Annotated in this window: 13 protein-coding genes; 6 read left to right on the top strand and 7 right to left on the bottom strand. The window is 61.5% G+C overall.

Annotated features, from left to right (window positions below; genetic code table 11):
* Window positions 1-188: 188 nt before the first annotated feature.
* Entirely contained in the window at window positions 189-413 is a 225-nt protein-coding gene (locus SINAC_RS27135; protein ID WP_015248772.1) for a hypothetical protein, read from the bottom strand.
* A 544-nt stretch (window positions 414-957) separates the two neighbouring features.
* Here SINAC_RS27135 and SINAC_RS27130 point away from each other — a divergent pair.
* Complete coding sequence (locus SINAC_RS27130; protein ID WP_015248771.1) at window positions 958-1,446, top strand: GNAT family N-acetyltransferase; 489 nt, start codon at window positions 958-960, stop codon at window positions 1,444-1,446.
* A complete protein-coding gene (locus SINAC_RS27125) occupies window positions 1,443-1,958 on the top strand; it encodes a peptide chain release factor family protein (RefSeq protein ID WP_015248770.1) in 516 nt (171 codons plus the stop codon). Before SINAC_RS27130 ends, SINAC_RS27125 begins: the two co-directional genes overlap by 4 nt.
* Window positions 1,959-2,089: 131 nt before the next feature.
* Here SINAC_RS27125 and SINAC_RS27120 read toward each other — a convergent pair whose 3' ends face one another.
* Complete coding sequence (locus SINAC_RS27120) at window positions 2,090-2,704, bottom strand: class I SAM-dependent methyltransferase (protein WP_015248768.1); 615 nt, start codon at window positions 2,702-2,704, stop codon at window positions 2,090-2,092.
* Window positions 2,705-3,829: 1,125 nt separating this feature from the next.
* On the opposite strand from SINAC_RS27120, the gene SINAC_RS27110 reads away from it, so the two are divergent.
* The gene (locus tag SINAC_RS27110) at window positions 3,830-4,459 is read left to right on the top strand and encodes a DNA alkylation repair protein (protein ID WP_015248766.1); all 630 of its coding nucleotides are present in this window, start codon (window positions 3,830-3,832) and stop codon (window positions 4,457-4,459) included.
* Window positions 4,460-4,713: 254 nt separating this feature from the next.
* On the opposite strand, the gene SINAC_RS27105 is transcribed toward SINAC_RS27110, so the two are convergent.
* The 5 genes from SINAC_RS27105 to SINAC_RS27085 form a co-directional block, all read right to left on the bottom strand.
* Complete coding sequence (locus SINAC_RS27105) at window positions 4,714-6,495, bottom strand: hypothetical protein (RefSeq protein WP_015248765.1); 1,782 nt, start codon at window positions 6,493-6,495, stop codon at window positions 4,714-4,716.
* A 297-nt stretch (window positions 6,496-6,792) separates the two neighbouring features.
* Complete coding sequence (locus SINAC_RS27100) at window positions 6,793-7,497, bottom strand: hypothetical protein (RefSeq protein WP_015248764.1); 705 nt, start codon at window positions 7,495-7,497, stop codon at window positions 6,793-6,795.
* 127 nt (window positions 7,498-7,624) lie between these two features.
* On the bottom strand, window positions 7,625-8,158 hold the full coding sequence (locus SINAC_RS27095) for an RNA polymerase sigma factor (RefSeq protein WP_015248763.1): 534 nt from the start codon (window positions 8,156-8,158) through the stop codon (window positions 7,625-7,627).
* Between the two features lie 338 nt (window positions 8,159-8,496).
* A complete protein-coding gene (locus SINAC_RS27090; RefSeq protein ID WP_015248762.1) occupies window positions 8,497-8,868 on the bottom strand; it encodes a hypothetical protein in 372 nt (123 codons plus the stop codon).
* A 185-nt stretch (window positions 8,869-9,053) separates the two neighbouring features.
* Window positions 9,054-9,263, bottom strand: a complete 210-nt coding sequence (locus SINAC_RS27085; protein WP_015248761.1) for a hypothetical protein — start codon at window positions 9,261-9,263, stop codon at window positions 9,054-9,056.
* A gap of 502 nt (window positions 9,264-9,765) precedes the next feature.
* On the opposite strand from SINAC_RS27085, the gene SINAC_RS27070 reads away from it, so the two are divergent.
* From SINAC_RS27070 to SINAC_RS27060, 3 genes are all read left to right on the top strand, one after another.
* Window positions 9,766-10,767, top strand: a complete 1,002-nt coding sequence (locus SINAC_RS27070) for a VWA domain-containing protein (protein ID WP_015248759.1) — start codon at window positions 9,766-9,768, stop codon at window positions 10,765-10,767.
* Between the two features lie 105 nt (window positions 10,768-10,872).
* On the top strand, window positions 10,873-12,609 hold the full coding sequence (locus SINAC_RS27065) for a vWA domain-containing protein (RefSeq protein ID WP_015248758.1): 1,737 nt from the start codon (window positions 10,873-10,875) through the stop codon (window positions 12,607-12,609).
* Window positions 12,606-14,003 (top strand): BatD family protein, encoded by a 1,398-nt coding sequence (locus SINAC_RS27060; RefSeq protein ID WP_015248757.1) that lies wholly within the window; start codon window positions 12,606-12,608, stop codon window positions 14,001-14,003. The genes SINAC_RS27065 and SINAC_RS27060 overlap by 4 nt, the downstream gene beginning before the upstream one ends.
* Window positions 14,004-14,079: the final 76 nt, after the last annotated feature.

The raw sequence follows: 14,079 nt of genomic DNA, 5'->3' as shown, positions 1-14,079 counted from the left end.
GGCGGAAGGAGGCTTGCCAACAGTCGTCGCGAAGGATGGACGTTCAACGCCAGGCCCAAGGTAGCGGGCGGCCGGGACATTGACAAGAGCGCGAAGGACTGGTCGCTTAACGCAGCCGCCAAGGAGAGCCGGTGCGTCCCCTCCAAGTCTCCTCTCTTTCCACCTCGAAATGCGGAAGGAATGTTCCTTCAAGGCCGAATGAAGTGCGACGTCGTGTCATCCTCGAGCCTGATTCGCTTCACGAGAAATGGAACAGGGCCGAACCGCTCGTAGCCCAGTTCGACCACTTGGTCGTAGGTCTGCCGCACCCCTGCAATCGTCTCCCCCTTGATGGCGACGAACTTGCCCTCATGGACCAGCAGAGCCTCATAGTTGGCATGGTAGGTGGCCCGCTCAGACTCGAAGAATGTCATCGTCTTTACTCCAAAGGTCTTCATAGGGTCATAGGCACAGAAACTCCTGAAACAATCATCGACGTCCTTGCCGTCGGCAACGACCAGTCCGGCATTCCCGGCTTCGGTGAACCCGGACAACCCTCCTGATTGAAGCTTGGGGCCAACCGATAAGCGTTTCCCGCCCGGTTGACCCGATTCAAGTAGTACCCTGCGCTGCGATCCGCAAGAAGTGTCAGCGAACCTCTCGATAACCGTCAGCTGACCAGGCAAATGCGGTCGAGAGATTGAGAAGCGTACCCCTCTTTATACACGGACGAAGATCCGATGACTACAAGAAACCGGGAGGAACTTCAATTCGCTGGGCCCCACTCGTGTCTCCCTACTCCTCACGGTTCCCTTCGCGGTGATAGGATTGATGCGAACGGGGTGATTTCGCGGGAACGGCGCGTCGAATCGTAAACCCGAAATCCCACCCGTTCACAAGGGTCTCGCTTGCTCACTTATTGGCCACACCCACTTGAGCGCAATACATCCGAAACGGATATCTGCTGAAGAGGCCTCCATGATTCGTAACACAGACCCCGAAGACATCTCAGCCCTGATCGACCTTGCCCAAGCGACAAACGTTTTTAAGCCCCATGAGATTGTCGCCTTGCGCGAGGTATTCGATGATTATTATGCCAAAGAACGAGAAAATGGACACCGGTGTATCACTTACAGCCAGGAAGACCGACCGCTTGGCTTCGCGTACTACGCTCCCGCCTCGATGACGGATCGCGGCTGGTATCTCTACTGGATTGCCGTCGAAAAAGGGCGGCAAGTCCAGGGCATCGGCTCGGCGTTGCTAGCTAGGGTCGAGGAGGACATCCGCCAGCAGGGGGGACGACTCCTCCTGATTGAAACCTCCTCACTTCCCCACTACGAACCAACACGACGCTTCTATCTGAAGCATGATTATCATCAGGCCAGCGTGCTGGCCGACTTCTACGCGGATGGGGATGACCTGATCGTCTACTGCAAGAGAATCGAACCAGGCAGGGTGGAAGAATGAGCGCGCCCCCCCTCCATCCGGCCTCATTGGAGGTCGCCCAACTCGCCTCTCAGTGCGAAACCAAGCGCACCCGTCGTTCGGGGCCGGGGGGACAGAATCGAAATAAGGTCGAGACGACGGTCGTTCTCCTCCATCGCCCAACTGGCATCGGTGCCGAGGCCAGTGAGCGCCGGACTCAGGGTGAGAACCTCCGAACCGCCTACTTCCGACTCCGCGTCAACCTCGCCCTCGAAGTCCGCCTTCCGGTCGACCCCAGCGCAGGCCGGAGCCCTCTCTGGCAATCACGCTGCCGTGGCGGGCGAATCGCGGTGAGCCTCGACCACGACGATTTTCCATCGATCCTCGCGGAAACCCTCGACGTACTCGTGGCTCAAAAAATGGACGTGAAGGCCGCCTCCGAGGCACTCGCATGCACGCCTTCTCAATTAACAAAGTTTCTCAAGGGCGAGCCTCGGGCTCTCGGAATGGTCAACGCCCACCGTCGCGAAGCCGGGTTGCATTTGCTTCATTGACAGGTCGAAGGGGGATTAAAAACGGATGCGAGAAGTCAGCGCGAGGTGGGCGATTCGGAGTCTGGCAGCAGCGACGTCCCCCGACTCCGAATGACCGAGCGATTCGGCCAGACGCCGCTTGGGCGATTCGGTCAGCCTTGTCTCCGCATCGCCGAGAACCATGCCTTCGGTCCCCCCTCGCTGAACGAGAGGTCCTTCAGATCGGGGGCGATCTCGAACCTCGTGGCTCGGACCTCCTCCACGGCCCAACCCTCCGCAAACGCGTCCCGAAGTTCCTGCTCGGAGACACGTCTCGGGCCTAGGGTGCCGGGTTCCTCGTCGCTGAAGCAGAGCAGGAAGAGCCGCCCTCCCGGTTTGGTCACGGAGGCCAGCCCGGCGACGTAACGGACCCGATCCTCGTCGGAGAAGACGTGGAACAGGCCACTGTCGACCACGCTGTCGAATTGGCGGTTGAGTTCCGTCAGCGTCAGGGCGTCCCGGCAGTCGAATTCGGCGTGCAATCCACGCCTCTTGGCCTTCCTCCTGGCCTCTTCTACGGGGCGTTCGAGAAAGTCGATGCCCAGCACGGGATGGCCCCGCTCGGCGAAGAAGAGGGCGTTCTCCCCGGTGCCGCAACCCACATCGAGGACCGCCCCCGTAACCTGATCGGCGATCTCGACGAAAGCCCGTTGCGGCTTGCCAATTTCCCAGGGAGGCTTCCCGGCATAGATCGACTCGAATGTCTCACGGCTTGGGTCGATGCTCATCTTGGTCCTCCTGGCGTTTCTGGCCCCCATCGGCCTCGGAAATGAGGAGCGGGATACCCTCCCGGCCTCAAGCCAATCCTTCCACATCGTGCAGGAACGGTGCCAACCGCCATCGCCCTAGGTTCAGCCTTCGGCTTGGACAGTTTGGCCGGGATGGACGTTGACCAGTCGCTCCTTCCTGGTCTCCATCTTCATGGGACCCGGAAGATCCGCAAACACTCCGGTGGGATTCGCCTTTTGGGGGCAGCCTCTCAGGCAAGGCCACCCAGATTACCGGGATAACCTTGGGCCCAAATCCGAAAAAGAACTCTTTAGCTCACAAAATCTCTTTTTCTACGAAAGGTGAATATGGACTGTCACGGGAGGAACGCGTGACAATCTAATGCAGAAGCTACTTTCAGAAGAAGTCACGCGCCCGCCCGCGTGTCATGCGTGCAGTAGAAAGTCACGCGTGACACGCGTGACAAAAGCCAACCAGTCCCCTACAACACACGAGTCCGCCGACCGCGTGAACCCGCCTCGCTTGTGGAGGTGGACCCACTCGGCGATGGACCCGATCAGAATCGAGGAGGGTGTGGCGAGGAGACGATTCGTCAAGACAGCGTCTTCCTTCCCACAGAAGGACCGTGTCAGGTTCAGCACCATCCTCCGGCCCCATATCACTCCGGAGGAGTATCGCATATTAAGCAACCACCCGAAAACCATTGTGGCCTGCATGTAACGTGCTGATTTGTACCCTATCCTATCAAAAACACAAAGGGGAACGCAACGCGTCACACGTCGAACAAACCGCGGTCACCTTGTCGCGATTCGGCCTCATTGACCATTGCCATCGGAGGCCCCGGGGGAGTGGTAGGTGGTTCTGGGTTCGACGTGATGATCCCGCTCCGTAGTCCCGGCGATAAGAGGCTATCCGGTAATGTTTTCCTGGAGTTTTCGGGATTTGAACGGCACGGCTTTCTTCGATTCATTCAGTTTCAACAGCATAAACATGCGATAAATCAAACTCACCTCGATCATCGCCTCGCTCGAGCTCGTGGACCGCTCGCAGCCCCGGCTGTGCCGCCGATACCGACCCAGCCAAGCGATTTTGAGAACGATCGAACCGGAAAGAAAGGTAGACCGATGAAGCTCGCGGATGTGCTCGGACAGCTCGACGCCCTGGGGGCGGGCAAGGCGCGCGTGATGATGGGGCCGCTGCGAGCGCTGGGCAAAAAGCTCAAGACCGACCATGCCCTCGCACTCGCGCTCTGGGACACCGGGCGGACCGATGCGATGCTCCTGGCCACGATGGTGATGGCGCCAGACCGGCTCACGGCCGCGGATGCCGCGGCGATGCTCGCTTCGGCCACCGACTTCCAGCTTGTGGATGAGCTGACCTACAAGGTCGTCGCGGAGTCGGCCTGCGCGGACGAGTTGTGCCGGAAGTGGGTGGGCGCCAAGCAGGAGTTGACCGGGCGCGCGGGCTGGAACCTGCTGGTGGCGAAGCTCCTCGGCAAGCGGCTGGTCACCGGGGAGTGTGCCGACATTCTGAAAACGATCGAATCATGTTGCAAGGCGGCTCCGGTGAAGAAGGCGGAGTCGATGATGCGGTGCCTGGTGGAGATCGGCGTGCGCTTTCCGGAGCACCGACAGCGCGCGATCGACATCGGCACGCGCTGGGGCCTGATCGACGACCGGCCGGTGCCGAAGGGCTGCACGCCGTTCTACGCGCCGGACTGGATCGCCGCGATCCTCAAGCGCCAGAAGACCTGACACTGGCGCATGATCGCGCTTACAAGTACCGGATCGCCTCTGAGTCTGTCCTCGAAGGCGAATTGCACCGGAGTGTTTGCTGATCTTCCGGGTGCCATGCGATTCCGTACTCGGACCCCATACGGGAATGCCTTGGCCTGGGGCGGACGGGGTCCGAGTACGAACCCGTAGCACCCCAACGTCCTTCCTTTCCCGGTGAAGCCTGACCTTCCGAGACAGACACTGAGACAGGCTGGCGTCCCACAGAAGACGCTTTACGGCAGCTTGGCGGGAGACTCGGTCGGCGCAATCAGCCCGAGCATTCGGTGTGCGGAACGGGCATCGGGAGTAATGACGCTTGTCACGAACAGGTCGCGGAACTCACCCATGAGGGCAAGAGCGAGATCGAGCTCACGCTGCGCATTCTCGACCGTCTTCTCGTTTCTCAACGCGAGGCGACGGGCGATGGCCGTGCGGTGGCTCTCGGCAAAGGTCCGGACTTTTTCCAGATCGATGCAGAGAAAAGTCTCGGCCTGGGGAAAGTAGGTGGCCCTGAGTTGGGAAAAGCGTCGGTTGGTCGACGCCTCGGAGTGGATCGCCCCTGCGACCGCCTCGGCGATCCCTCCGATCACGAGTCGTCCCTGGCCGAAGGCGAATGCGAATGGTGAGGTCGGGCTGAGGGCCGTGATTGAGACTCCCTGGATCTCTCGAGACTCAACCTCGAGTTGTCCATGGTCGTGCTTCTCGTCGAGCGCGTAGAGGGCGAAAAACGTTCGCAACCCATTCTCGAGCGCGGCGGCGACCCCGTTTTTACCGGGTTCCCCTTTCAGGGCGACCGACAGTACATAGGAGAAACCTTGGCCTTGTCCTGAATCCACGGTCGTCGCGAGGTAGGCAAAGACGGCCGGCCCAAGCTTGGGAAGGATTTCCGTCCTCAGGTCACGACCAAGCATCACTCCGCTCAGGCCGAGGAGGAGGTTGTCGAGCCTGCGCTGACCGGAGGAGGGGGTCATCGAGCGAAGCACGTCCTCGAGCGCCTCGAAGTCGATATGAGCCGAAGCGACCCCGAGCGCCGAATTGGGAACGCGATCCAAGGGAGGGTCGATGGAAGGTCGAGCCGCCCAGCGTTTCATCCAGAGCGGGAGTTTGTCGGGATTGATTCCTTCCTCGGTGTGGAGAATGATGCCCGCTCCCCGATCCGAGGAGGCTCCCCGCAACTCGATTGCGCATCCGATGTATTCCAGGGCATCGACGTAGCGACTGAGCATCACGGCCAGTCGTTCATCCAAGGGTTTGGCGGGCTTCGGCGAGGCAGCGATTTGCATCTCGAGGAATCGCGGATTGACGAAAAGGCTGAGCAGACATCGCTGAGGAAGGCGTTCGCGGACCTGGCGGAAGCCGGGGACGTCACTGAGTCCCTGCTCCGTCCCCTTGCTCCGATCGATCACCCCCTGCACCAACTCCTCGGAGTTCGACCAGGCGAAGGTCTGGTCAGCGAGTGTCGTGTAATACTCGGCCGGCCGCTTCGCTTGCGGGGCAAACTCGCGGACCTGGTAGGAGATGCCATTCCGCGTCCGCTCAACAATCCGAAGCAACTCGCCTTTTTTCGTCTGAGAGTCGTTGATTCCTTCGATCAGGCGGCCGAGGAGTTTTCGATCACGCGCGCGGATCAGGAGCATCCCCCGCGCCTCCTCCTGCTTACCTTGAGGAGGAACCCACAACGTCAAAACAACCGCATCTCCCAGAAGTTCGTCACGAACGTTTTTCAAGGTTGTGCCAAGGACGGTTTCAATCTGCCGTCTGGCTGCCTGGAACGAAGCGACTTGCGGAGAATCCATCCAGGACCGCACAAAAGGAAGGCGTGCCAGCCGACCCGCCAGTGGCGACGCCAGGTATTCCTGGGTATGGCCACGAAGGTCCTCAATGGCGAGGGTGATCCCCGCATCGGGCGGCGTCAGCCGCAAGAGCGGGTCCGCGAGCCCGGCACCCTGGGAGGTCACGGCGGCGGCAAGTGCCAGCGAGAGGGCGAAGAATCGCTTGGTCACATGGCTTCGCATCGTTTCCACTCCCACGATCAATGAGGCCCACTTCGCTCGCGTGACGAGAGTGTGGACTTGCCTGAGAACAACCGGCTGAAATCCGAGCCCAAGAAAAATCGAACGCCGAAAAGAGCGCTCTGCTCATTCCATTGAGAGCCAAGCGTCCGACCATTGCGTCTTTCGCGGCAGCAAAAAAAAGGAGGGAGAAAAAGGCCCGCCCACACAACAACAAGGCCCCAGAGGAAGGCTAAATCCGAGTTTGCTCGGTCTGTTCGATATCGACTGAGGAGGAAACGAGAAAATAGTTTTGTTCGCTCAGCCACTCTTCGGGGAGGTCACAGCCGGACTCGTTGGTTCCGTGGGCGGGCCGAGGAGGAAACCGAAAGCATGTCGAGCCGTTCCCGAGAACGGGCGGACCCGAGCGTTGACATGATCCCCCACCGATTCCAGAACCTCCGTCGAAGGAGGGTTCGGCAGTGTGAAAGCCAAAGCGCCGGGGGACCGCTCTTGAAACGAGGCCGCGTCGAGAAACTCCCGGCCGATTCGGGCGGCGGGTACCGAAGTCTCGACGGCAATATGCCAAGTGGCCGACCCGGCGGAGGCAAAGGCATCGGTCAATAACGGCGGTTCGTCGCTGGGAAGAGGTGGCGTCACTTTTTGAGCCAATGACGGCGAAGGCTCAGTGAAGGAGCGCCACCCCAAAAAGGCGATCAAGAGAAGCGAGGCCGCCATGGCGAGAGGCACCATCACCTGCCTGGTCGTGAGCGCCCTTCGGCGAGTCAGCGGGCCATCATCGAGCGCTGGGGACTCAAGAAAACGAGAGAGGAAGTCAACCGGCGGCGCGGGGGGCCGAGCCACGGCCCGAATCACCTGCTGGAGCACCTGGTAGCGCGAGGCCGTGAGTTGGCACGTGGGACAGACCGCCGCGTGTGCCTCGAGCGTGCGATCGAGATCGGGCGACGCCAGGTCACGCGCATCAAGCTGCTCGTTCAAAAGTCGTTCAAAATCGAGACATTGCATCAGGTACTGTCCTCAACACATGCATCCGAACCGGCCTCACAAGCTCTCTTCAGCAAGCCGATCCGGAAGGACAAACCGAGCCACCGCGGACTGAAAAAACTCACCTCAATGTTTGCTTAAACTTTGTTCAACAGCGAACACCTCGGCGGGTCAGGTGTTCGGCCAGTTCTGCCCGGGCCCGGTGGAGCCACGTTTTCACGGTTCCAATCGGCCTGTCGACCGCTTCGGCAATCTCTTCGTAGGCAAGATTTTGATCGTGAAAAAGAGCGAAGACCATCCGATACTCGGGGCGAAGCAATCCCAGCGCCCGTTCGAGTTCTCCGGCGAGGTCATCGGGGTCGACCACACCGGGTCGGTGGTCAATCTGATCTTGGGCCGTCTCGGTCAATCCAGGCCTTCGGGCACGGTGGCTCAGCGCCGTTCGGCACCGGTTTGCCGCGATCCCAAGCAACCAGGGACGAACCGGCCGTTCAGCGTCGAAGCCGGCGATTCCCCGAAGTGCCCGGACGAATGTTTCTTGCATGACGTCCTCGGCGTCGTGCCGATGGCCCATCATGCGAAGGCAGAGGCCAAAGACCACTCCCTGAAACCGTTCGATCAGGAGGCGAGGAGCCTGCCGATCGCCGGAGCGGAGCGCCTCGATCAACGCACGGTCATCCATCAGCCTCACGCCTTCGCCCGCGTCGCGGGCGACCACACCCACACCTTCAACCCGAGATACCCCAACACGGAGTCTCTCGTTTCAGAATTCGCTGGCGAACGGCCACTATTATTTTGTGGTCGACTCCAGTCATGACTCAAGCATTCTGTTTTCGGCTTCGCCGAGGGGTTTCGCAAGGTCAGTCGCAGGTACACCGGCTGGGACGACATCCTTGATCCAGGACGCTCCGGCCGGGTTGCGTGGGCGAAGAGGGGACAAAAGAAACCGCCGATGGCGGCTGCGACGCATCGTCGCAGCCGCCATCGGCGGTCAGAGCTTCGGAATCGCGCTGGAGAAATTCAGAGATCGATCGGCGCGGAGAGGTTCGTCAACTCTTCCGCCGAATGATCATGAAACGCCCGCCCCGAGCTTCGGAGACCCGTTTTGAGTCTCACCGCAATGTCATGCAGTTCCGGGGAGTCGATTCTCCAGGCGATGTCGGCCAGCTCGTTCGGTGTGACGTCGGCAAGATCCTGACCGAGGCGATCGAGTTCGGATTCAAGTCGCAAGATGGTCTCGAGCATTTCGGCATGAGTCTCGGCCGAACCACCAACTAGCAGGCAGGTCTCGCCCGTGCTCAGTCGTTGCTCGTTATCTTGAGAATCGAGCCCGAAGCCAATGATCGCGGCACGAAGCTTGCGCGGTCCGCCACCGTCGGGTTGCATCTTCATCGTCATCTCGAGGAGGGCCTTTCGCGAGTGGAATGCCGTTCAGAGGCGTGACGAGCGGCCGGGGGTCACTTGTCCCCCGCGGCGGCCCCTCTCACCACGCGATTCTTATCGGCTTCTTAATCGCAATCGAACAGCGCCTTGCCCCCGATTCGCCCCAGTCCCCTCGAGTCCGACCGGCATCGCTCTTACGACCCGCTCAGGCATTCCTTGGCGGTCGTACGTGCGACCCGATAGGCCGCCCGGACCGTGATGGCCCGCGCTTCGATCTGTTCTTCGCTGAAAAGGCGCCCCTCACTCACCGGCAGGCCCGCCAGGGAGATCGTGAGCGGTAACAAGTCGAGAAATTGCCGGTATTTTTGCTGAAGATCGCCGCCTGCGTTCGTTGGTTCGGCCACAGAGAGTGACTCCTACTTTTCAAGTCGAGGATCGATCCGACCGAGGCCCTTTACCGTCACGGTGGGTCCTCGTCCCGCTTCGTGCAACCGGGAGCCGATTCTCCACGGAAATCGAACCCTTCGCGTCGCACCGCTGTAGACACTAGCGCGCAAACCCTCCGCTCGGCAAGCGAATTCAATGGCTTCCGGAGGATCGACCACGAGCCAAGTCATCCCCGCCTCCTTTGATGGAACGCCCCTGCTCCTCCACGACTTCAACGCATCCCCCTGAAATCGGAGCGGGTCGCCCATTTGGGATGCCCCCGGCCTTGTTCTTCCCACGAACAGGGCCGATCGGCCAAGCCGTTGGGAATTGTCGAGACCCGCTCGAAATCCTCTTCAAAAAAAGGGATGGGTGATCCATGGTAACTCGAGCGCTTCGTATTAAGATCGTAGGGGTAGACCTTGGGTCGAAGAGACGCTGGATCGAAGATCCATTTTTTTTGAGCGGAGTCGTCCATCGATGCGTCTCGCGGAGCCTGGCTGGTTGGTGCTCCTCGTGCTGGCGCCTCTCCCATGGCTACTGGTCAGGTCAAGGCCAAGGATCAGTTGGCCGACCTTGGCGGGCTTCCCTCAAGGGGGGAAAATCGCCACGGCCGCGATGAGCGGCATTCCTGTCCTGCTTCGGGTCCTCGCGACCATCGGCATGGTGGTGGCCCTGGCCCGTCCCCAGACGGTCGGTGGCCACACTCGCATCGCCGGCCAAGGGGTGGCGATCATGGCGGTGCTCGACCACAGTCCGAGCATGAAGACGGAGGAGCCCGACGGAGACGAGGGGGACACACGGATCTCCCGGCTTGAGGCTGCGAAGCGGACCTTCGCCCGGTTTGTGGAAGGGCGGCCGGACGACCTGATCGGCCTCATCGTGTTCGCGAACTACCCCGACCGCGCTTCACCGCCTACCTTGGATCACGCTTTCCTGCTTGAAAAAGCACGCAGCCTTCTGCCCGCTCGGCCGGGCGACCAGGGAACCAATATCGGCGATGCGATTGCGTTGGCCCTTGAGGACCTGCACGCGGCCCCCCAGCGCAAAAAAGTTCTGATCCTCCTGACCGACGGGCAGAACAACCCGGCCGTTCCCCGCCCACTCAGCCCCGAGGATGCGGCTCGGCTGGCGAAAGAGCTGGGCGTCACGCTCCATACGATCGCGATCGGGCAGCCCGAAGGTATCGTCCGGGAGCCCGAACCAGTCACGAAGCTCGACCTGATCGCTCAGGTCGAAGCTCCTGACTACGTCCTTCTAAAACGGCTCGCGAAAATTGGCGGCGGCCGCGCGTTCGTGGCCGCCAACGCGAACGAACTCGACCGTGTTTTTCGGACGATCGATGCTCTGGAAAAAAGCCCTGTTCAAGGTGAGATCCGAACCCGTTATCGTGAAGAGTATCGGCCATGGGTCATCGTGGCCCTCGCGCTCCTGGCGACCGACCGCCTGCTCTCCTCCGGACGATTGAAGCGGCTCCCCTGACCGGTTCGTTCCCAAAGGATTCGAAAGAACGCATCAATTCTCGAACTCATTCACGATTTATGGCTTTAACAATCTCACCCTTTCCCTCGCGCGATTGACCGATTCATGGACGTCTTCGCTCAACCTCAATCACTCTGGCTCCTCGTCACGCTTCCGCTCCTCCTCGCATGGGTTGTGCGTGGATTGCTCCGGCGGAAACGGGACTGGGCATCGTTGGGCCAAGGTGGCCGACTCCGGCGTGACGGTTCGCTGGGCTGGCTCGCGGCAATCACCTGCCTCATCCTGGCGCTCGCCCAGCCACGGTGGGGACGCGGGACGATTCCGCCTCTCCCCCCCGGGCACGACATCGTCTTCCTGGTGGACACAAGCCGGAGTATGGGCGCCGAAGACGCCGTCCCCAACCGGCTGGGCGTGGCGATTGAAACGGCCGAAAGCTTGATCCGAGCTCTGGGCGAAAACCCAGGCAACCGCGCTGCGGTGGTCGCCTTTGCCGGGCGCGGCCGGCTCCGCTGTCCCTTGACCGAGAACCTCGGGGCCGCCGCCGAGTCGCTCAGAGAGTTGCGGCCGGGGGATGTTCAACCGGGCGGTACCGACCTGGGTGCGGGGCTTGACGTGGCCATCGACGCGTTCGGAGACCAGGATCGTGCCGAGGGGAGGACGATCCTCCTTTTTTCCGACGGCGAGGATCACGCCGGAACCTGGACCACCCCCATTAAAGACCTGCGCCTGGCCGGGATCGTCGTCCATTCGATTGCCATTGGCGACCCGGCGCACGGACACACGGTTCCCTCAGGGCGAGGGGCGGCCCCCTTGGCTTACCGAGGGGCACCCGTCCTCTCCAAACGCGAGGATCGGGCCTTCGAGACGCTCGCACGCGAGACGGGGGGTGCCTTCGTACCACTCGGACTGGCATCGGTCGACCTCGGTCGGCTCTACCAGAAACGAATCGCCCCGATCGCCCGCCTGAAGCGAGAAGCCATTCGTCCTTCGGAGAAGAGCGAACGGTTCCCGATCTTCGTCGCCACGGCTCTCGGACTGGGTCTCTGGGGGTCGTGGCCGAGCCGTGGGCGTTGGCTCAGATCGCGCCGTTGGATCATCATCCTGGGCCTCCTCGCTCCGCTGGGCGCGGGGGGAGGCCACGATTCGGCCGCCGCTCGGATCGAGCACGGGCGTTCCGCCTATGCCGCAGGCCATTTTGGCGAGGCCCTCACCGCGTTCGAACGTGCGATCGTGCTCGACCCACGTGGAGCTATACCTCGGTACAACGCCGCAGCGGCCTTATATCGCCTCCAGCGCTATTCCGATGCGATCACGCGATACAGCGAAGCTCATGAACGGGCGGATGCATCGCTCCGGACCAAGATCGACTTCGCCCTGGGCAATACGGCGCTGGCATTGGGCGATCTGACCGCCGCACTCGGTCACTATGATGATTGCCTCGCATCGACGGCCCGTGGAAGCGTGATGGACGCGGTTCGGAGTGATGCCGCGGCCAATCGACGGTTTGCCGTGGAACAAGCCAAGCCCCCTTCAAACCCGTCCGATTCGAAGGATGACCCCTCATCCAAGGCCGATCGCCCCCAATCACCCAAGCCCGACGAGGGAGAAGATCGCTCGCAGGACGATTCCGAATCCAAGAACCCGAACAGAGCCGACGGGGACCAACCGGGGCCTCATCGTCCCTCAGGGAAGCAAGGTCCTGGAGGGAGTGGTTCGACACCCCCCAGCGCAGGCTCGCCCGAGGGACGGCTTAACGCCGCTCTGGAAAACATCCGAGAGGCCCGCAGCCGAAGGCCCGATGAAACGCTTCCCCCGACCGACGATCAACGAATGGACTGGTGATCGTCGCCAAGAATCCCAAGGAGCTGGTCCTGGTGCTCTGGTCTCGCCTGTGTCAAACACCTCTCGTGGTTCGGCTCTTCGTGTTGACGGCAATGCTCTGCGGAACGGCTCGAGGAGAGCCGTCAAAGCCGCTCCGTGTCCGGGCTCAGCTCTCCCCCTCACCCTACTACGTGAAGCAATCGATCATTCTCCAGGTCAGTGTGATCGCCGAGGGAGAACGGCCGACGGTCATCCCGCCCAAGATCGGGGACGCCGATCTGATTCCGATCGGGACCGACTTGAAGCAGGTGAGCGCCAGTGGGATCGGCAGTCTCGTGTTCGAGAGCAACCGGTTCATCGTGCGCTATCGGGTTGTTCCCCGCCGCGCGGGGGTGCTCAAGATTCCCCCAATCTCGGCCCGCCTTGGTGATAGGTCCGGCGCAAGCGAGCCATTAAGCATCCCCATTGAGAATGTCCCCCAGTTAGGCCGGCCGGAGTCGTTCCTCGGGGGAGTGGGGTCGTTCGAGGTTACGGCCGAAGCCAGCGCCTCGAGCGTCCGGGTCGGCGAAGTCTTGGATTTCCGAATCCGCGTGACCGGGACCGCAGCGATCGGCATGCCCCAAGCGCCCGAGATCAGGCGGCACCCGCAACTTTCACCCGGCCTGAGGATCGAGCCCGAACCGGTCGAAGCGGTGGCTGAACCTCCGTCGCGGGTCTTCCGCTATCGGCTCCGGCCGACGCGCAGCGGCCAGTTCGTGATCCCCCCCGTGGCGATTGCCGCGTTCGACCCCACACTGCGGAGATACATCACAAAGGCCTCCCCGAGCGTCGCCGTGCGAGTCGTCGATGTCGGTCGTTTCGATCCCTCGCGCCTGGATTACCGGTCTGTCCCCCTCCCGGTTTCGCCTTGGCAGAGAGCGCTCGTCGTCGGTGTGATCGGGGGGCTTTTGCTCGTCGCCAGCGTGGGGACATGGCTTGGCCTGAGGCGTTTGAACCGCCTCCGCCGGTCGAGGCTCGCCGCACAACACCTCATGTCTCGATTGCTGCGAGATCTTGACACGTCGTTAACGGCAGCTGAAACCGCCCGGCGGCTGACCGAAGGGCTGGGCGAGTATCTCTTCCTTACCCATTCGCGACCGCGTGGCGTTTTGACGCCCGAGGAAGCGCGTCATGGGATTGCCCTCGCGACGCGCAACGATGAACTCAGCGCGCAAGCGGAACGCCTCATCGCTCGGTGCGACCAAGCGCAATACGCGATCGAGGGACCGTCCAGCGAGGCATTACTTGAAGAGGCGAAGAGCCTGTTCGACGCTCTCGGTCGAGTTCGCGGGGAAGCGGAAAGGAGAAGGGGAACCGACGAAGTGGGGCGGGTGTTCGAAAAACCGAGAGAGGCAGCTGAGACCGCAAACCCTTGAGTTTCGGCCGTCGAAGACTGCCTCTCCAAGATCCCGACAAAGGCAACTGACACTGACACTCACAGAAACATCGTTC

The sequence above is a fragment of the Singulisphaera acidiphila DSM 18658 genome (genome assembly GCF_000242455.2).
GTDB classification, from domain to species: Bacteria; Planctomycetota; Planctomycetia; order Isosphaerales; family Isosphaeraceae; genus Singulisphaera; species Singulisphaera acidiphila.
Note: the sequence above shows the minus strand (reverse complement) of the source record. Positions and strands in the feature narration are given on the sequence as shown.